Here is a 16,791-nt window from a genome sequence, read left to right on the forward strand (position 1 = left end):
CACCGCTGACAACGCCGTTCCGAGCAGCGCCCGTTCGCCCGCCCGTCGTCCCAAGTCGGGCTCACCTGGAACGCGGAACGGATCGGCGCCGGGCAGACGTGCACCTTCCGCGTCACCGTACGGCCCCCGAGCACCGGACACGACGCGAGCGCGGCCGGGACCGGGTCGTCCGGCGCAACCTGTAGACACGCCGCAGACGCATCGAAGACTCGCCGAACGAGAACGGTTTGTACGTACTCGCGGGTACCGCGACCTGATAGCGCCCGGATTTGATACTTCTGGACAGCTCCGGTGTGCGCGCTGTCCGCGGGAAGGACGTGACCGTGCTCGATTTCCTGCGCCCCAAGAACGTCATCTGCACGTATTGCCAGGCCACCGACAAGGAGGGCGTCGCACGGACCTTGTCCGCCGTGGCCGGCTCGCTGACGGTGACCTGGCACACCGCGGCCTGCCCGCACTACGCCGCCGACCTGATCCTCGCCGCCGGCGCCGCCGCCGGCCCCGGCGAGAACAGGCAGCCCTAAGGGCTGTCCCGTAATCCCCGGTGGGTCAGCGCACGGCGTCGGATGCGGTGCATCGCAAGACGGAGGGGCGCCCCCATACTGGGCGTGTTCGGGCGTTCCGACAACGCGGCGAGGTGCCGTAGCCGGCGTCGTGCGCCCGCCGGGGATTACGGGACAGCCCTTAGGCGGGGTCGGGGACGAGGCCGTCGGCCACCAGGCCGGCCAGTACCGCCTCGCCCAGGGCGTGCACGGCGGACTGGGGGCGGACCATCACGGTGAACTCCCCGACCCGGCCCGCCCCGTCGAGCTGGAGCAGGTCGATTCCATGGATCTGCTTGCCGTTCACGACGGCCCGGAAGGGCAGGATCACCGACGGTGCCTCCGCGCCGTCGGCGCTGGTCTCGGCCACGCCCTCGAGGTGTCCGACGTAGCGGAGGTCCTCGAACACGCGGAACAGGACTCCGAAGAGTCCCAGCACCATCGGCTTGCCCTCGAACGGGGTGAACTTCACCGGACTGTAGAGCCGGATGTCCTCGGCGAACAGGTCGTCCAGCGCGGCGAGATCGCGCTTCTCCACGGCGGCGCGGAAGCGTTCGGCAGTCTCCATGACCCCTCCTGATACTCAAGGATATGACTAGTCGCTTTCTTGAGTATCATGCACGGGACGGACGAGACGGGGAAGGGCTGCGGCGATGGCCTTGAGACATGCCGTGCTGGCGGCGCTGCTGGACGGCGAGTACAGCGGGTATCAGCTGGCGAAGGTGTTCGACGTCAGCGTCGCGAACTTCTGGCACGCGCTCCCCCAGCAGCTGTACACCGAGCTGGCCAAGCTGGAACAGGAAGGCCTGGTCGCAGGCCGGCAGGTGGTCCAGGAGACGCGGCCCAACAAGCGACTGTTCCAGGTCACCGCCGCCGGTCGCGCCGCGCTGGAGGAGTTCGCCGCGGCGGCGTCGAAGCCGTCCGTCATCCGCGACGACCTGCTCGTCAAGGTGCAGACCGCGGACCGCATCGGCACCGCGCCGGTGATCGGACAGCTCGAAGAGCGGGCGTCCGCCGCCGAGGCCAAGATCGAGCTGCTCGGGAAACTGCTGCGGCAGATGCGGGGCGACATGGACGAGGCGGAGTTCCTGCTGCGCGGCGAGCGGATCGGCGGGTACCTGACGTGCCTGCGCGGCGTGGCCTTCGAGCAGGGCCACCGGGAGTGGTGCCTGCGGACCGCCGCCGTCCTGCGGGAAAGGCAGGCCACCCGTGCCGAACGGTGAATACCTGCGCTACGTGGCCCTGGGCGACAGCCAGACCGAAGGGATGGGCGACGGGGACGACACGGCCGGCCTGCGGGGCTTCGCCGACCGGCTCGCCGAGCACCTCGCGGCCGTCAACCCCGAGGTCCGCTATGCCAATCTGGCCGTACGGGGACGCAAGGCCGGCCAGGTACGCGCCGAGCAGCTGGGGCCCGCCCTGGCACTTCGTCCCGACCTGGCCACGGTCGTCGCCGGGGTCAACGACATGCTGCGGCCCCGGTTCGACGCCGCGGAGGTGGCCGGGCACCTGGAGGAGATGTTCGCGGCGCTGACGGCCGCCGGAACCCACGTGGTGACCGTGACGTTCCCCGACGTGGGAGAGATCGTGCCGCTGGCCCGGCCGCTCGGGTCCCGCGTGTCCGACCTCAACACCCGCATCCGCGCGGCCGCCGCACGCCACGGGGTCACGGTCGCCGAGGTCGGCCGGCATGCGGTCGCCGCCGATCCCCGGCTGTGGACCGCGGACCGCCTCCACGCGAGCCCCCTCGGCCACGCGCGGATCGCCGCGGCCCTCGCCCAGGCCATCCGGCTGCCCGGAAGCGACGACAGCTGGACCCTTCCTCTGCCGCCCCGGCCGGTACCCGGACGTCGGCAGGCAGCGGAAGCCGAGCTGCGCTGGGTGGCCGGGTTCCTCGGCCCCTGGATCGGGCGCCGCCTGCGCGGCCGCTCCTCCGGCGACGGCCGGACCGCGAAACGCCCCGAACTCCGGCCCCTGGGTTAGCGCGACGCGCCGCCGCGCTGTCGGTCCGGTCGACTATCGTCCGTCACTGCACCGCAGGGACGAACACGGGGGATGTGACGGGTGACCGGGAAAGACGTTCTGGCGCAGCGCTTCGAGGAGCACCGCGGCCATCTGCGGGCCGTGGCCTACCGCATGCTGGGATCGCTCACCGAAGCGGAGGACGCCGTCCAGGAGGCCTGGCTCAAGCTGAGCCGCTCCGACGCCGACGCCGTGGACAACCTGGGCGGCTGGCTGACGACCGTGGTCGGCCGGGTGAGCCTGGACATGCTGCGCTCGCGCACCACACGGCGCGAGGATCCGCTGCACGACCAGGACGGGCAGGTCCGGCTCCCGGACCCGGTCGTCAGCGGACCGGACGGCCTCGACCCCGAGCAGGAGGTACTCCTGGCGGACTCGGTCGGCATCGCGCTGATGGTCGTCCTGGAGACCCTCTCCCCCGCCGAGCGCCTCTCCTTCGTCCTGCACGACATGTTCGCCGTACCGTTCGACGAGATCGCTCCCGTCCTCGGGCGCACCCCGGCCACGACCCGGCAGCTCGCCAGCCGCGCCCGCCGCCGCGTCCAGAACGGGGCTCCCGCTCCCGACACCGATCCGACCCGGCTGCGCGCGGTCGTCAACGCGTTCCTGGCCGCATCGCGCGGCGGTGACTTCGAGGCCCTCGTCACGATCCTCGACCCCGAGGTCGTGGCGCGCTCCGACGGCGGCACCCTGCGCCCCGGCATCCTGCGCCGCGGCGCGACCGATGTCGCCTCCCAGGCCATCACCTTCGCCCGCTTCGCCGAGGCCGCCCACCCGGCGCTGGTCAACGGCACCCCCGGCGTGGTCGCCGTATCGCAGGGCCGGCCGCTCTCGGTCATGGCGTTCACCATCGTCGACGGGAAGATCACCGCCCTCGACATCCTCACCGACCCCGAGCGCCTCGCGCGGATCGACCTGAGCTTCATCGACGGCTGAGCCGTCGGCAGACGTTCCCGTGGGTGCGGCGGCCCAATCGGCCCGCCGCACCCGCACATTCCCTCAGGTCCGTCACATTCGCCCGACGGGGCGGGTCAAGGGGGTATGACCACGAAGACGTTCGCCCTCGCCCTTCCGCTGGCCGCCCTCGTCGCCGCGACGGCCGCCTCGCCCGCCCCCGCCGCCCACCCGGCTCCCTGGCACAGCGCCTGGAACGCCTCCCAGCAGGCCCCGGCCCACACCACCTGGTACCCAAACTGGTCGGAGGGCGGCTTCGACAACCATTCCGTACGCCAGACCATCCGCGTCGGCGCCGAGGGCTCCGAGCTGCGCGTCCGCCTCTCCAACGCCTTCGGCACCACACCGCTCCGGCTGACCGGCGCGACGGTCGCCAGGAGCGCCGGAGGCGCCGCCGTACAACCGGACACGGTGCGGCCGCTGCGGTTCAAGGGATCGGGAGCCGCTACGGTCCCCACCGGCGGGGAGTTGTCGAGCGACCCGGTAGCCCTGCCCGTCCGGGCCTTCGAACAGCTCACCGTGACCTTCTACTTCCAGGGCGCCACCGGTCCGGCCACCTTCCACAACGTCGCGATGACCACGTCCTACCGCGCCACCGGAGACCACCTCGGCGATCCGGCGGCGGACGCGTTCTCCGAGGCCGGCTTCTCCTGGTACTACCTGGCCGGCGTCGACGTGAAGAACCTCCGCCCCGGCGGCCCGGGCGGGGGCCGGGGCGCGGTCGTCGCCTTCGGGGACTCCCTCACCGACGGGTACGGAGCCACCCCCGGCGCCGACCGCCGCTACCCCGACGAACTCGCCGAGCGCCTTGCCTCGCAGGGCCGTCCGCGGACCGTGCTCAACGCGGGCATCGGCGGGAACAAGGTCCTGGGCGACTCGGAGTGCTTCGGGGAGAGCGCCCTCGCCCGGTTCCGGCGCGACGCCCTCGGCCGTCCCGACGTCGCCACCGTCGTCGTCCTCGAAGGCACCAACGACATCGTGATGCCCGACGGGCCCGCCGACCACTGCACGACGCCCAGCCCCGAGGTGACCGCCGCGGAGATCATCGCCGGGCACCGGCAGCTGATCCGCGAAGCCCGCACCCGTGGCGTCAGGGTCATCGGTGCCACCATTCCGCCGTACCACGGGTTCGAACACTGGACGGAGCGCGGGGAGAAGGTGCGCAAGGCGGTCAACGAGTGGATCCGTACCAGCGGCGCGTACGACGGGGTCGCGGACTTCGACCGGGTGCTGGCCGCCCCGGTCGACCCGGCCCACCCCGAGGCCGTCGCGATCAAGCAGGAGTACGCCTTCGGCGACCGGATCCACCTCAACGACGCCGGGTACAGGGCGATGGCCGAAGCCGTCGACCTGAACTCGCTGTAGACCGGTCGGTCACGTGGCGCTCTCCTCGGAAGCGGGCAGGAACTTGCCCGCCTTCAGGGCGAGCTGCCGGGCGAAGTAGGCAGCCGCGTCGGGTCGCATCCGGGCCAGGGCGACCATGCCCGTGATGACGACGTCGCAGACCTCGTCGTGGACGTCCTCCCAGCTGTGGGAGTGCCCCTTGCGGGGGTTGGTGCCCTTGGCGCCGATCACGGCCTGGGCGGCCTCGCCGAACTCCTCGCCGATCTTGAGAACTTGGAGCAGGTGGCTCTCCTCCGGCTTCAGTCCCATCTCGGCGTCGGAGGCGTCGAAGCGGTCGGCGAGGGCGGTGATGGTGTCCCATGTGGCGGTCACGGCGTGCGGTGCCTCCCTGTTCCCGTGCCCGTACGCGGCGGCGCCGGGCAGGAGCAGCACCCTACCGGCGGCGCGGCCGTCCCGATCTCGCTGGAGAACTCCCCACAGCTGCCGGTAGGTTGATCGCATGCGTCTGACGAAGTACGGCCACGCCTGCGTCCGCCTCGAAGCCGGGGACCGCGTCCTCGTGATCGACCCGGGAACGCTGTCCGAAGCGGAATCCCTCCTCGGAGCGACCGCCGTACTCATCACCCATGAGCACGAGGACCACATCGACGTCGCCGCGCTCAAGGCGGCGCGCGAGCTCAACCCCGAGCTGACCGTCCACACGCACGCCGCCCTGGCCGCGGAGCTCGGCGACGGCGTGACCGCCGTCGCGGCGGGCGAGGCCTTCACCGCGGCCGGCTTCTCCGTGCGCGCCGTCGGCGGCGAGCACGCCGAGATCGTCGACGGCCTGCCCGGGTGCCCGAACCTCGGTTTCGTCGTCGACGGCGTCTACCACCCGGGCGACTCGCTGTTCGTGCCCTCCGAGACGGTCGAGACCCTGCTGGTGCCGGCGTCCGGACCGTGGCTGAAGACGGGCGAGGCCGTCGAGTTCGTACGTGCGGTGGGACCGGCGCGTGCCTTCCCCATCCACGACGCCCTCGTGAACGAACTCGGCCAGGGCAACTTCGACCGGTGGCTGGACTGGAAGGGCGAGACCGACTATGCCCGCATCCCGCTGGGCGGTTCGGTCGATCTGCCGTAGAGAAGCCGGCGTCGCGGAGGCCGGCCCGGCCCCGGCCGGAAGGCAGCCCGTACTCGAAAGTGGATCAGGATGCGCTCTCAGGTCCTGACGTGCGTCATGTGATGCTGACGCCATGACTGATCCACACGAGGTCTCCGTCGTCCGCTGGCCGGATCAGACCCCTTCCGCCCAGGATGGGCCGGCCGAGCTGCTGGCGGCCTACCATCTGCAGACGCAGGCCGAGAAGGGTGAGGCCGTCGCCGGTGTGGAGGGGTTGCCGAACCGCTACCGGGTAGAGATCGCGGATCCACAGGCCGTGTTCGTTGACGATGTCGTGCTGCTGGCATTGAGCGGGGAGATTGCCGTGGGCTGCCTGGTGGTGACCATTCCGGTCGACGGAAGGTCCGAGGTCAAGCGCCTCTGGACGGATCCGGCGGTCCGGGGGCGGGGCATCGCGTCCAGCCTGCTCAACTCCGCGCTCGAGCATGCTACAGAAAGCGGCGTCAGTACGGTGCGGCTGTCGGTGTGGAAATGGCGGACGGGCGCGATCGCCTTGTACGAGCGGCTCGGATTCACCGTCACCGAGCCGTGGGACCAACGGGACCAGCTGGTCTGCATGGAACGCGCCGTGTGAGTGGCCACAGCTGCTCGTTGCCGACCACGACGAGCACGGCCGCGTCGTAGCGAACCGCAAGCTCGTCATGGCGCGTCGCGAGTCGCTGCCCGTGCCTCACGCGCGCGCACGGCTTTCAGGCGAGGCGGGAGCCGATCCCGGACCGCGGCCGCCGCGATTGCCGGGACTCGCGCGATACTGGCGATATGGACGCACCGGTGCCTGCGTTTTTCGGCGAGGCTTCCCCGGATCCGGTCGCCCTGGGCCGTGCGGGACGGGCGGTTCTGGACGGCCGTGGCAGGGCCGTGGGCTGGAGTGAAAGGAGCCGACATGGGTGTCGGCGAGAAGGCCAAGGCCGAGATCGAACAAGTTGCGGGTAGGGCTGTGAGGAAAGCAGCCCATGCGATGGGCAAGGAGACCCTGGCGGCCAAGGGCGCAGCTCTGGAAGCCCGGGGTAAGGCGCGGCGCGTCAAGGAGAAGGGAAAGGACCAGTTCCGTTGATCACGCTGCGGCTTTCTTGCGACACCGGCTTTTGCGCACGATATGAGAAGGAATCATGGGCATACTTGCTTGGATTCTGATCGGGCTGCTCGCGGGCATCATCGCCAAAATGCTGATGCCCGGGAAGGACCCGGGTGGAATCATCGTCACGACGCTGATCGGCATCGCCGGCGGTCTGCTCGGCGGATGGCTCGGCAAGATAATCTTCGGCGTCGAGTCCGTCGACGGCTTCTTCGAGCTCTCGACCTGGATCGCTGCCATTGTCGGCTCTCTCATTCTCCTGGTCATCTTCCGCTTGTTCCGCCGCTCAGCGCGATGACCGGCGAGGGGCGAGGGGCGACGTCTTGCCGCCAGGCACACGCGCACCAGCACCTCCGACTCGGCCGATGAGGTCCGGCACAGGAAACGGCTTCCCCTCCACGCGAGGCCGAAGCCGTTTCTCGTTGCCCCCGCACCCCGGGCCAAGCCGCGCGGTCCGCGGTTCAGGGCGGCAGGAGCGGGCCCAGTGGACCGAGGTCGAGGTTGAGGTCCTCCAGCCTGTAGCCGTGTTCCGCGCACAGCTCGGTCATGCGGTCGTGGAGGGCGAGGAGCGTGGCTCCCAGTTCCTCCTCCTGCTCGTCGGTGAGGTCACCCGCGTCGACGCGGCGTAGTGCCTGGCGTTCGATGAGTTGACGCACGAGCTCGACGAGGGTGAGGACGAGCTTGAGGAGGTCTTCGCCGACGGTGTCGGGGTCGGTGTGGATGCGGCGGGCCGGGGGTTGGGTGTCACCGGGGGCGGCGGGGGGTGCTTGGAGGAGCCGGAAGGCGTTCGCCATGGTGTCGCCGACGGCGCTGAGGCGGCCCGGGTCGGGGGGCGGCTGCGCTGAGGGATCGGCGTTCATCGCCGCTCGCCGCCATCGAGGGAAGGGGAGTCGGGGCTGGTGACAGAGGTGATGAGCGCGCGCAGGGAGATGCGTACGAGATCGATGTCCGCGATGGACAGGACGAGGTCGCCGGTGATCACGACGCCGCCGGCCAGTAGCCGGTCGAGGAGGTCCACGAGAGCGACTTGCCGGCCCGGTAGCGATTCGTCGCGTTCGGTGACGGTCATGTTCGTCCACCGGGGGCTTCGTGGGCCGTGCCGGTGGCTCGGGGTGGCGGCATGGCGAAGGAGTAGGGCGCCCAGGGGCCGGTGAGGTCGATGCGTACGCCCGGCAGGTCCTGGCTCGCATGTCGGACGGCGGTGCGGAAGGCCTCGACTTGGTCGTCGGGAACGAGGTACGAGTCATTGAGGACGTTCTCGCCGTCCTCGCCGTCCTCGCCGCGGGCCAGTGGCCCTGTTTGGGTGGGGTGCCGCACGACGTGGGTCGCGTGCCGGGCCGCGGTGGCGGCGATGCGTTCCGCGGCTAGCGTGGCTTGCTGGTAGCGGTCCTCACGGGCATGGTGCTGCGCCTTGCGGGCATGGAGGTAGGCCTTGCCAGGACTGGTGGATGCGGGCGCGGCGGCCTCCTGCGCGTCAGGGGCGCCGGCGCCGGGGCGGACGTAGACCTTGATGCCGTACTCGGCGTGGTGGGCGAGGAGGGCGAGGCGGTCGGCGAAAGCGGGCTGCTGCTCGCGCAGTGCCGCCAGGGCCCGGTCGTCGTCCTGGTAGAGGGTGGCCATCCGCAAGGGCAGGACGGTGGCGTGGTCGGTGAGCGTCTGGATGACGTGGTGGTGAGCTCGGGCGGTGCTCTCCAGCCAGGCGAGGTCTTCGAAGCGGGTTCGGAGTACTTCCTCGCGCCAGTCCCCGTGGAGAACCTGGCTGGTGACGAACGCGGGGGCCGTCGGACCGCCGTCCTCAGGGGGCGTCAGGAGGGTGACCGGGGCATCGTCCACACCGCGCAGGGACGCCACGATCCGGCCGAGCTGCGGCGTGGGTACGGCGACGGCGTACACGTAGGTCAGGGTCGGCTCTGAGGTCATGGGGCGGGCCTGTTCCTCTTGGCGGCGCCGCGAGCCGGGCGGTCCTCTTCCCACACCGGGCTGTCATCGGCGCCTTGGGACGGCGTGGCTTCCAGGCGTTCGCGCCGCAGTGCCTCCACCTCGGCGCGCAGACGGCGGTTCTCTTCCGCGAGCGGGTCGCCGCTGTGGCGGGAGGAGAGGGCGGGATCGTACTCCCACCAGTCGATGCCCATCTCCTTGGCCTTGTCCACCGAGGCGATCAGGATCCGCAGCTTGATGGTCAGCAACTCGATGTCGAGGAGGTTGATGCGGATGTCGCCGGCGATGACGATGCCCTTGTCCAGGACGCGTTCGAGGATGTCGGCCAGACTGGCGGAGGAGCTCGGCGGATAGGACAGCGGCGTTGCCCGGGACGGCAAAGGGCCCATCCGGTTGGCGAGTGGGTCAGTCACGGTCCCCGACCTCCCAGGTCACTGCGGGCGCTGCCGGAATTGCATGATCTCGTCGAGCCGGTCGAGAAGTTCGTCCTCCGCGCGGTCGAAGGTGGCCTGGTCGATCTCTCCCCGTAGCAGCTGGCCTTCGAGGTCGGCGAGCGCCGCCCGGACGGGGGCGGGGTCGTAGTACTCCTCGTTCGCCTTGTCGACGACGCGCTCCGCCACCCACACCACGGCGCGCACCGGCGCCAGTGGTGCCGTCAGCAGTTGTGTCAGCAGCCCCATGGCTCCTCCTCCCAACGCTCCCGGCCGTTGCCACGTGCGGGTGGCCGGGCCCTGGCCCCTACACGAAGCTGTACGGCGGCAGCGGCCCTGCGAAGCGGAAATCGATGCCGTCGACCTGCCGGGCGAGGCTGGCCTCGGCGGCGAGGAAGTCTTCCTTCTGGTCTGCGTGGACCAGGAGGGAGACGTTGAGTATGTCCCCGTCGACCGGAGCGCGGACGGCGTGCTCGCGGGCGAAGGGAACCAGGGCTTGGATCAGGCCCGCGGCCAGGGCCTCCTGCCGGCCGCGTACCTCCGTGGCGACGATTTCTCCGAGCTGGAGCGGCAGCCGGGGGTCGCTGTCGCCGGCCCGGATCTCGTCGTTGAGTTTCCGCGCTTGGGGAAGGTCGTCCAGGATCTCGCGAAGGAGCGCCTCTTCGTCCTGGGACGCCTTGATGTGGTACTCGGCGCAACCTCCGAGCCGCTCCAAGGCATCCAGGTAGGCGTCCGCGCGCTGCTGGAGAGCGTCCACGACCGCCTGGTCGTCCGGGGCGATGTACCCGAACTGCAGGGGCAGGACCGTGCCGTCCGCCATCAGGCGCTCTTGTACCTCCTGGTGGGCGGCCAGGTCGCGGCGCTTGGGGCGGATCTCCTCGTCCACGTCACTGACGACCGCGCACAACTGTTCGGCAGTGATGGTGCGAAGCGGCCCGGGCTCCGCTCCGACGCCGGTCAGCCCGTCCAGGCGGCAAGGGTGCGAGGCCCCGATGATCGAGTACACGTACAGCGCCATCGCCTACTCCTTCTCGCGGCGTACCGGGCGGCGTGCGGGCCGACGGCGCCGCGGGACCTCTTCTTCTTCGGGCTCTTCCTCGGGCTCTTCTTCCTTGTCGGACCTGCTCGTCAGGGACTGGGTCACCGCGTCGACCGCTCCGCTGATCGCGCCCTTGGACTTGCCGTGTGCCCCGCTCTCGACCGCGTTGCCGACCACGTCCGTCAGCTGTGCGGGCGCCTTGCGGCCCGCTTCCAGGTCGAGGCGGTTGCAGGCTTCGGCGAAACGCAGGTAGGTGTCGACGCTGGCCACAACGATCCGAGCGTCGATCTTCAGCAGTTCGATCCCGACCAGGGAAACGCGGACGAACACGTCGATGACCAGTCCTCGATCGAGGATCAGTTCCAGGACGTCGTAGAGGCTGCTCGTACCCCCGCCCCCGCCCGCGCTTCTGCTGATACTGCTTCCGCCCTGCGGCATCACAGTCATGACCGCTTCCCTTCACCGATGGCGCCTTCAGGCTGGTCGGTCGATCATTCCCCGGCTGTATCGCCGGGTCCGCTCGTAGGAGATCAGCTCCCCTTCCTCGTCCATCGTGACCTTGTAGCTGGCCAGGACACTGGTGGTGTCGGGGATTCGTTCCAGCTCCAGGACCTCGACCTGGGCCTCCCAGCCGTCCTCGGTCGGCCGCAGGGCCGACACCGACTCGGGAGGGCGCCCGAGCAGCTCCGAGAGCTGCCCGGCCGCCAGGCGCATGGCGGCGGCCGCGCCCGTCACACCACGGCGCGCAGCCGCTTTGCGAGCCGGGGCCTTGCGGCCGGGCCTGCTGGCCTGTACGTGGTCACCGCCGTCGTCCGAGGGGGAGCGCCGACGGCGCGCCGGCTCTGCTGCCTCCATGGACCACTCCCCTCGCAAACTGACCTTTTCATCGTATACGAGGCATATCTGGCATCAGACGGAGCAGCCCCTTAGTAACCGTGCGAGCGGGCGTCCCCGGCATTGGGGGTGCAAGGGCCATGGCGACCGGGCGCACCTGCTGAAGGGAAAGGCTCATGGACGACACGACCAAGATCGCCCTTGCGGTCGCCATCGTCGGGGGTTACGTACTGGGACGGGCGAAAAAGGGGCGCCTGGCCTTGAGTCTGGCGACGTACGCCGCCGGCCGCCGCCTCGGCTTGGAGCCGAGGGAGCTTGCGACGCAGGGCCTGAAGAAGCTGAGCGAGATGCCGCAGGTCGCCGAGCTCGGCGAGCAGATCAGGGGCGAGGCGCTGGACGCCGGCCGCAGGGCGCTGACGGCCGCCGCCAACCGCCAGCTGGCCCAGCTCGCCGACTCGCTCCACCAGCGCACCCTCACACTCGGCCGCGGTGACGAGGAGGAGGACGAGGAGGAGTACGAGGACGCCTACGAAGACGAAGGCGAGGGTGGGGGCGAAGAGGAGGCCTACGAAGAGGAGCCCTATCAGGGAGCCGAGGGCGACGAGGAGGAAGAAGGGGAGGAAGAGGAAGGGGAGGAAGGGGAGGAACAAGAGTTCGAGGACCAAGAGGCGCCAGAGGAAGAAGAGGGCGAAGGGGAGCCCGAGGAGGAAGAGGAGCCCGAGGAAGAGCCCCCGCCTCGTCGACGGCCGACCCGCCGCTCCGCTCCCGCCGGGGAGCCCGAGGAGGAAGAAGGCGAAGAGGAGCCCGAGGAGGAAGAGGAGCCCGAGGAAGAGCCCCCGCCTCGTCGACGGCCGACCCGCCGCTCCGCTCCCGCCCGGGAGCCCGAGGAGGAAGAAGGCGAAGAAGAGCCCGAGGAGGAAGAGGAGCCCGAGGAAGAGCCCCCGCCTCGTCGACGGCCGACCCGCCGCTCCGCTCCCGCCCGCACGGCCAAGGCGGAACAGCGCACCACACCCGCCCGTAAGACGGCACCCAAGAAGACCGCTCCGGCGAAGAAGGCCACTCCCGCGAAGAAGGCAGCTCCGGCGAAGAAGGCAGCTCCGGCGAAGAAGACCGCTCCCGCGAAGAAGGCGGCTTCGGCGAAGAAGACCGCTCCCGCGAAGAAGGCGGCTCCCGCGAAGAGGGCAGCTCCCGCGAAGAAGACCGCGACCGGACGCTCCGCGCCGCCGACGAAGAAGGCCGAGGCGGGAACGGCGAAGGGCAAGGCAGCCTCCTCGTCCACGCGCCGGGCCCCGGCCAAGAAGGCCGCGAGCAGGCCCGCCGCGAAGAAGACCGCGGCTAAGAAGAGCCCCGGGCGCCAGGCTGCGTCCAAGAGCACGGGCAAGAAGACCACCGCGGCGAAGAAGGCGGCCCGCCGCAAGCCGACGGCGCGGAGGTGAACCATGGCCACCACACAGCGCGGCGCCAAGGGCGCACAGTCCGGTTTCGACAAGCTGCTCGAGGAGGTCGGCGCCTACCTCTCCGCCCAAGCCGAAGGCCTGGCGGACAAGGCCGTGGACAAGGTGGACGACCTCACCGACCGTCTCTCCGACGTCGCGGAGAACGGTGGAGTCCTCACGGGCATCGGAGGTCAGCTCCTCAAGGGTGACTCACCCCTCAAAGCCGTCCTGCAGCAAACGGTCGGCGGCCTCAAGGACAAGGTCGGCGATGCGGCCTCCAACCTGTTCGGCGGCGGCAAGGGCAAGGGACGCAAGGCCGGCACGAAGGTCATCAACATCATCGAGACCATCGACGTCGGGGTACCGCTGCGCACTGCCTACGACCACTGGACGCAGTACGAGGACTTCAGCAGCTTTGCCAAGGGTGTACGCAGCGTCTCACAGAACGACGACACGACCACCGACTGGAAGGTCAAGGTCGGACCGTCCACGCGCAACTGGAAGGCCACCATCGAGGAGCAGGTTCCCGATGACAGGATCGTCTGGAGCTCGGAGGGGCCCAAGGGGACCACGCGTGGCTGCGTGAGCTTCCACGAGCTCGCCCCCTCACTCACCAGGATCGTCCTGGTCGTCGAGTATTACCCCGCCGGGTTCTTCGAGAAGACGGGAAACCTCTGGCGGGCGCAGGGTCGGCGCATGCGGCTCGATCTGAAGAACTTCAGCCGCTTCGTCACCCTCTCCAACGAAGAGCCGGAGGGCTGGCGCGGAGAGATCCAAGACGGCGAAGTCGTCGTCACCCAAGAAGAGGCTCTTGAGGAGGAAGAGGCCGCGGCGGAGGAACCGGAGGAGGAGGACGAAGACGCGGACACCGACGAGGAGTACGCCTACCCCGAGGGCGAGGAGGGGGACGAACAGGCTGAACAGGACGAATACGAAGATGAGGATGAACCGGAGGAAGACCAGGACGAGGAAGGCTATGAATACGAGGACGAGAACGAGGGAGGGGAGGAGGGCGAACAGGAGGACGAAGAGGAGGACGAAGAGCCCCACCGGCGGACACGCCGCCGCTGAGGCTCACGGGACCGCCTCCGCGCCCCTCACCGTCCCTGTGGCCGTGTCTCCCGCACGGTCACAGCCCTGTTCAGCCCTGTTCGCCGGTTCAGCCCTGTTCGCATGCGCGTTCGCGGAGCAACCCGCCGACATGTCGAGGCCGGCGGCAGAGCCGCCGGCCTCCCCGTTCGGCACGAGGTCAGTGCTTGAGGGCGTCCTTCACCTTTTGAGCGGCCTGCTTCGCGTCACCTGCAGCCTGCTCGGCGCGGCCCTTCATCTCCAGGCTCTCGTTGCCGACCGCCTTGCCGGTGACTTCCTTCGTCTTGCCCTTTACGTTCTTGCCGATGTTCTTGGCCTTTTTCCCTGCGGCCATCCCATCCACCTCCAAAAGCTGCCTGACCGGCAAGTGCCCGTTCCAGCAGCGGGTACACCTTGCAGGCTCGGTTTCGGCCGGTGTATGCGGGCGATGGGAGTTTGGCGCGACCCCCGGCTGAGCGTCTGGCCCGATCTGTCCCCGACGTCGGTGCGGTTCCCGTCGATCAGCCGGGCGCTGCGTCCGACTGGCGGACACCACCAGCTCGGCGCCGGGCATCCAGCCGCTCACCGCGTAATCATCACACCGGGGCCTCTTCGAGGCGTGCTCGCCGCGAGGCCCCGGGCCAGCTAGCGGCGTGCCCAGGTACGTCGAAGAGAAAGGCATACAGATGACCAGCCAGCCTGACGGCGACGAGTCCTCCTCCCCGCCTGAAGAGCCGCAGGAAGTCGAGCCCACGCACGGCAAGGCCAGGGCCAAGGAGAAGACTGCCGAGATCAAGGAACACACCATCGCCAGGGCCAAACAGGCAACGGCCCAGGTTCGCGAGAAGGCAGAGCAGGCGACTCAGCTGGCCAAGGACAAGGCACCCGAGCCACTCCTGCACACGGCCACCCATACTGCTGAGCACGTCCACGACGCCGCGGTACGGGCCAGACACCTCGCAGCAGACAAGACCCCTGAGGCCGTCCGTGAACGGGCCGCTCAGGCTGCCCACAGGGCACGGTCCAAGTGGACTCCGTTGCTTGCCGCGGGCGCCGCCTTCCTCGTCTTTCTCTTCCTGCGCCGCTGCCGACAGAACCGGTGATCGTCGACGACGGCCCGAAAGGGGAGAAGAGAGCCGTGCTGCCCGCGCACCAAGGTATCCATAGCGCCCCGGCCGACGTTCTCGCCGCGGTCACTTCGGTGGCTCGATGGTGGAGGGGTCCAGGCAGGCGCGAAGACAGTCATCGGGCGAGTGCGGCAATGGCCCGCCGACGCCGGTGTCGGACAGTTCCTGGGCTTGCTGACGCGGATGCCGCCCACGCCTGGGTGGCGGAGCTCCACAGCTCCTTCCTGGACCCGGCCAGCCGGCCCTGCACGGCACGAAGCTGATGGATGGGGCGCCACATGACGGCGAGTTGCGGGCGGGGGAAACGGCTTCTCCCGCTACGCGGCTGACCAGGCGGTAGCCGACGACGACGGCTGGGCCGCGCTTGAGGGGCAGGCGGCAGGCGGCAGGCGGCAGGCGGCAGGCGGCAGGCGGCAGGCGGCAGGCGGCAGGCGGCAGGCGGCAGGCGGCAGGCGGCAGATCGTTTCGGCGGTCTTACCGTCGTGGAGCTGGCACGAGGCGCAGAAGTGCGTGCAGGACCGCGTCGATGCTGTCGTGGGCCGGTTCCGCGGTCACGTGGGTGAGCAGGCGGGCCAGGGTACGGACGAGCACGGGCGAGGCCATGACGCGAGGGTGGAGGAGCACCCGGAAGCCGTACCGGGAGAAGACGAGATCACTGGCGAGGTTGCCCAGACGGTAGTAGCGCCCCCAGCGGCGGCGGATCTCCGCGGGGTACTGCTGCAGCGCGTGTTCCCTACGCGGCCCGGCCGGCCGGGCCAAGGCCAAGGCGATGGTCTCCGCCGCCACTTCCGCGGCTTCCATCGCCTGGGCGATACCCTCGCCGCTCCACGGACTGACCATGCCGGCACTGTCGCCGACCAGCAGCAGACCCCGCCGGTACTGCGGCCGCCGATTCAGTCCCATCGGCAGGGGGGCGCTGCGCAGGGGCCCTGCGGCGTTCTCCTCCCGCACCCCCCAGTCCACCGGCAGGCGGGGCAGCCAGTGGTCCAGCGCCGCCCGCAGATCCACCGGTCGGCTCTGCCGCTGCGGCAGGGCACCGAGGCCGACGTTGACGCGCCCGTCACCGAGAGGGAACACCCAGCCGTACCCGGGCAGATCCAGCCCCGTGTGCGGAAAGTGCAGATCGGCCCAGAGCTCAAGGTAGGGGTCGTTGGTGCGGGCCTCGCTGCGGTAGTAGCGGCGGGCCGCCGCCGCGACCGGACGGCCCGCATCGCGTGCGAGTCCCAGAGCCACCGCGATCCGCGCGGAGGCGCCGTCGGCAGCGACGACGAGCGGCGCCCGATAGCGAACCGGCTGCTGGTCCGGACCGCGAAGAGCAGCCACCCCGGTGATACGTCCGGCTCGGTCGGTCAGTGGGGCCGTCACCTTCACGTGGGTGCGCAGGCGGGCTCCGGCGGCGCTTGCATGAGCGGCGAGCAGGTCGTCGAAGTCGTGTCGGCTGCGGGTGAGCCCGAAGTCGGGAAGACTGCCCAGCCGTGGCCAGTCCAGCTCCACCTGGTTGCCCTCACACACCCACCGCATGCCCTTGTTGCGCATCCAGCCCGGCGCGCTGATGTCGACGCCGAGCCGCACCAACTGGTAGACGCCCCGCGGCGTCAGTCCGTCGCCGCACACCTTCTCCCGGGGGAAGCCACTCTTCTCCAGCAGCAGCACGTCCACGCCCGCTCGCGCCAGGTCCGTTGCGGCGGCCGAACCGGCCGGCCCCGCCCCCACCACGATGACCTGCGCCTCTTCATCCCCACCCGCCGGTTCCAGAGGTCTGCTGTCGGGGGCGCCGACGCCGCCGGCGTCATCGCGTTCGGTGGTCACCCCACCACTATGC

24 protein-coding genes are annotated in these 16,791 nt (G+C 70.1%); 12 read left to right on the forward strand and 12 right to left on the reverse strand.

Going from position 1 to position 16,791, the window contains the following annotated elements:
* The first annotated feature begins 323 nt into the window (after positions 1-323).
* Positions 324-524: a hypothetical protein gene (locus tag ACFYOB_RS24300; RefSeq protein WP_388562680.1), complete on the forward strand. Its 201-nt coding sequence runs from the start codon at positions 324-326 to the stop codon at positions 522-524.
* Between the two features lie 160 nt (positions 525-684).
* Here the strand turns inward: ACFYOB_RS24300 and ACFYOB_RS24305 are convergent, their stop codons facing one another.
* Positions 685-1,110 carry a nuclear transport factor 2 family protein gene (locus ACFYOB_RS24305; RefSeq protein ID WP_388562682.1) on the reverse strand — a complete coding sequence of 142 codons (426 nt, stop codon included), beginning with the start codon at positions 1,108-1,110 and terminating at the stop codon, positions 685-687.
* An 85-nt stretch (positions 1,111-1,195) separates the two neighbouring features.
* Here ACFYOB_RS24305 and ACFYOB_RS24310 point away from each other — a divergent pair, with 85 nt between their 5' ends.
* From ACFYOB_RS24310 to ACFYOB_RS24325, 4 genes are all read left to right on the forward strand, one after another.
* The gene (locus tag ACFYOB_RS24310) at positions 1,196-1,765 is read left to right on the forward strand and encodes a PadR family transcriptional regulator (protein WP_388562684.1); all 570 of its coding nucleotides are present in this window, start codon (positions 1,196-1,198) and stop codon (positions 1,763-1,765) included.
* A complete protein-coding gene (locus tag ACFYOB_RS24315; protein WP_388562686.1) occupies positions 1,752-2,525 on the forward strand; it encodes an SGNH/GDSL hydrolase family protein in 774 nt (257 codons plus the stop codon). The genes ACFYOB_RS24310 and ACFYOB_RS24315 overlap by 14 nt, the downstream gene beginning before the upstream one ends.
* 81 nt (positions 2,526-2,606) lie before the next feature.
* Complete coding sequence (locus ACFYOB_RS24320) at positions 2,607-3,500, forward strand: sigma-70 family RNA polymerase sigma factor (protein ID WP_388562688.1); 894 nt, start codon at positions 2,607-2,609, stop codon at positions 3,498-3,500.
* Positions 3,501-3,605: 105 nt separating this feature from the next.
* Positions 3,606-4,883 carry an SGNH/GDSL hydrolase family protein gene (locus ACFYOB_RS24325; protein WP_388562690.1) on the forward strand — a complete coding sequence of 426 codons (1,278 nt, stop codon included), beginning with the start codon at positions 3,606-3,608 and terminating at the stop codon, positions 4,881-4,883.
* A 9-nt stretch (positions 4,884-4,892) separates the two neighbouring features.
* On the opposite strand, the gene ACFYOB_RS24330 is transcribed toward ACFYOB_RS24325, so the two are convergent.
* On the reverse strand, positions 4,893-5,363 hold the full coding sequence (locus ACFYOB_RS24330) for a MazG-like family protein (RefSeq protein WP_388562692.1): 471 nt from the start codon (positions 5,361-5,363) through the stop codon (positions 4,893-4,895).
* On the opposite strand from ACFYOB_RS24330, the gene ACFYOB_RS24335 reads away from it, so the two are divergent.
* From ACFYOB_RS24335 to ACFYOB_RS24350, 4 genes are all read left to right on the forward strand, one after another.
* The gene (locus tag ACFYOB_RS24335) at positions 5,362-5,982 is read left to right on the forward strand and encodes an MBL fold metallo-hydrolase (protein WP_388562694.1); all 621 of its coding nucleotides are present in this window, start codon (positions 5,362-5,364) and stop codon (positions 5,980-5,982) included. The two genes, ACFYOB_RS24330 and ACFYOB_RS24335, sit on opposite strands and share 2 nt — an antisense overlap.
* Before the next feature lie 112 nt (positions 5,983-6,094).
* Positions 6,095-6,595: a GNAT family N-acetyltransferase gene (locus ACFYOB_RS24340; RefSeq protein WP_388562696.1), complete on the forward strand. Its 501-nt coding sequence runs from the start codon at positions 6,095-6,097 to the stop codon at positions 6,593-6,595.
* A 309-nt stretch (positions 6,596-6,904) separates the two neighbouring features.
* Entirely contained in the window at positions 6,905-7,075 is a 171-nt protein-coding gene (locus ACFYOB_RS24345; protein WP_388562698.1) for a hypothetical protein, read from the forward strand.
* Positions 7,076-7,130: 55 nt separating this feature from the next.
* Positions 7,131-7,394 carry a GlsB/YeaQ/YmgE family stress response membrane protein gene (locus ACFYOB_RS24350; RefSeq protein ID WP_388562700.1) on the forward strand — a complete coding sequence of 88 codons (264 nt, stop codon included), beginning with the start codon at positions 7,131-7,133 and terminating at the stop codon, positions 7,392-7,394.
* Between the two features lie 163 nt (positions 7,395-7,557).
* Here ACFYOB_RS24350 and ACFYOB_RS24355 read toward each other — a convergent pair whose 3' ends face one another.
* Genes ACFYOB_RS24355 through ACFYOB_RS24390 form a run of 8 tightly spaced genes read right to left on the reverse strand, consistent with a single transcriptional unit; the run spans position 7,558 to position 11,359 of the window.
* Positions 7,558-7,956: a gas vesicle protein K gene (locus tag ACFYOB_RS24355; protein WP_388562702.1), complete on the reverse strand. Its 399-nt coding sequence runs from the start codon at positions 7,954-7,956 to the stop codon at positions 7,558-7,560.
* Positions 7,953-8,165 carry a gas vesicle protein gene (locus ACFYOB_RS24360; RefSeq protein ID WP_388562704.1) on the reverse strand — a complete coding sequence of 71 codons (213 nt, stop codon included), beginning with the start codon at positions 8,163-8,165 and terminating at the stop codon, positions 7,953-7,955. Before ACFYOB_RS24360 ends, ACFYOB_RS24355 begins: the two co-directional genes overlap by 4 nt.
* Positions 8,162-9,016 (reverse strand): GvpL/GvpF family gas vesicle protein, encoded by an 855-nt coding sequence (locus ACFYOB_RS24365; protein WP_388562706.1) that lies wholly within the window; start codon positions 9,014-9,016, stop codon positions 8,162-8,164. Before ACFYOB_RS24365 ends, ACFYOB_RS24360 begins: the two co-directional genes overlap by 4 nt.
* Positions 9,013-9,423, reverse strand: a complete 411-nt coding sequence (locus tag ACFYOB_RS24370; protein ID WP_388562875.1) for a gas vesicle protein — start codon at positions 9,421-9,423, stop codon at positions 9,013-9,015. Before ACFYOB_RS24370 ends, ACFYOB_RS24365 begins: the two co-directional genes overlap by 4 nt.
* Before the next feature lie 42 nt (positions 9,424-9,465).
* Positions 9,466-9,714, reverse strand: a complete 249-nt coding sequence (locus tag ACFYOB_RS24375) for a gas vesicle protein GvpG (protein WP_388562708.1) — start codon at positions 9,712-9,714, stop codon at positions 9,466-9,468.
* Positions 9,715-9,772: 58 nt separating this feature from the next.
* Entirely contained in the window at positions 9,773-10,483 is a 711-nt protein-coding gene (locus tag ACFYOB_RS24380; protein WP_388562710.1) for a GvpL/GvpF family gas vesicle protein, read from the reverse strand.
* A gap of 3 nt (positions 10,484-10,486) precedes the next feature.
* Positions 10,487-10,951 carry a gas vesicle protein GvpJ gene (gvpJ, locus tag ACFYOB_RS24385; RefSeq protein WP_388562712.1) on the reverse strand — a complete coding sequence of 155 codons (465 nt, stop codon included), beginning with the start codon at positions 10,949-10,951 and terminating at the stop codon, positions 10,487-10,489.
* Between the two features lie 27 nt (positions 10,952-10,978).
* Positions 10,979-11,359, reverse strand: coding sequence for a gas vesicle protein (locus ACFYOB_RS24390; protein ID WP_388562714.1), 381 nt, complete (start codon positions 11,357-11,359; stop codon positions 10,979-10,981).
* Positions 11,360-11,514: 155 nt separating this feature from the next.
* Here ACFYOB_RS24390 and ACFYOB_RS24395 point away from each other — a divergent pair, with 155 nt between their 5' ends.
* Both ACFYOB_RS24395 and ACFYOB_RS24400 read left to right on the forward strand, forming a co-directional pair.
* Positions 11,515-12,774: a histone protein gene (locus ACFYOB_RS24395; RefSeq protein WP_388562718.1), complete on the forward strand. Its 1,260-nt coding sequence runs from the start codon at positions 11,515-11,517 to the stop codon at positions 12,772-12,774.
* Between the two features lie 3 nt (positions 12,775-12,777).
* Positions 12,778-13,845 carry an SRPBCC family protein gene (locus ACFYOB_RS24400; RefSeq protein ID WP_388562720.1) on the forward strand — a complete coding sequence of 356 codons (1,068 nt, stop codon included), beginning with the start codon at positions 12,778-12,780 and terminating at the stop codon, positions 13,843-13,845.
* Positions 13,846-14,023: 178 nt separating this feature from the next.
* On the opposite strand, the gene ACFYOB_RS24405 is transcribed toward ACFYOB_RS24400, so the two are convergent.
* Positions 14,024-14,197 (reverse strand): CsbD family protein, encoded by a 174-nt coding sequence (locus ACFYOB_RS24405; RefSeq protein ID WP_388562722.1) that lies wholly within the window; start codon positions 14,195-14,197, stop codon positions 14,024-14,026.
* Between the two features lie 331 nt (positions 14,198-14,528).
* Between ACFYOB_RS24405 and ACFYOB_RS24410 the strand changes: the two genes are divergently transcribed.
* On the forward strand, positions 14,529-14,945 hold the full coding sequence (locus ACFYOB_RS24410; protein ID WP_388562724.1) for a hypothetical protein: 417 nt from the start codon (positions 14,529-14,531) through the stop codon (positions 14,943-14,945).
* Positions 14,946-15,443: 498 nt separating this feature from the next.
* On the opposite strand, the gene ACFYOB_RS24415 is transcribed toward ACFYOB_RS24410, so the two are convergent.
* The gene (locus tag ACFYOB_RS24415; RefSeq protein ID WP_388562877.1) at positions 15,444-16,724 is read right to left on the reverse strand and encodes a geranylgeranyl reductase family protein; all 1,281 of its coding nucleotides are present in this window, start codon (positions 16,722-16,724) and stop codon (positions 15,444-15,446) included.
* Positions 16,725-16,791 lie beyond the last annotated feature (67 nt).

The organism is Streptomyces sp. NPDC006463 (genome assembly GCF_042870715.1).
In the GTDB taxonomy this organism is placed as follows: Bacteria; Actinomycetota; Actinomycetes; order Streptomycetales; family Streptomycetaceae; genus Streptomyces.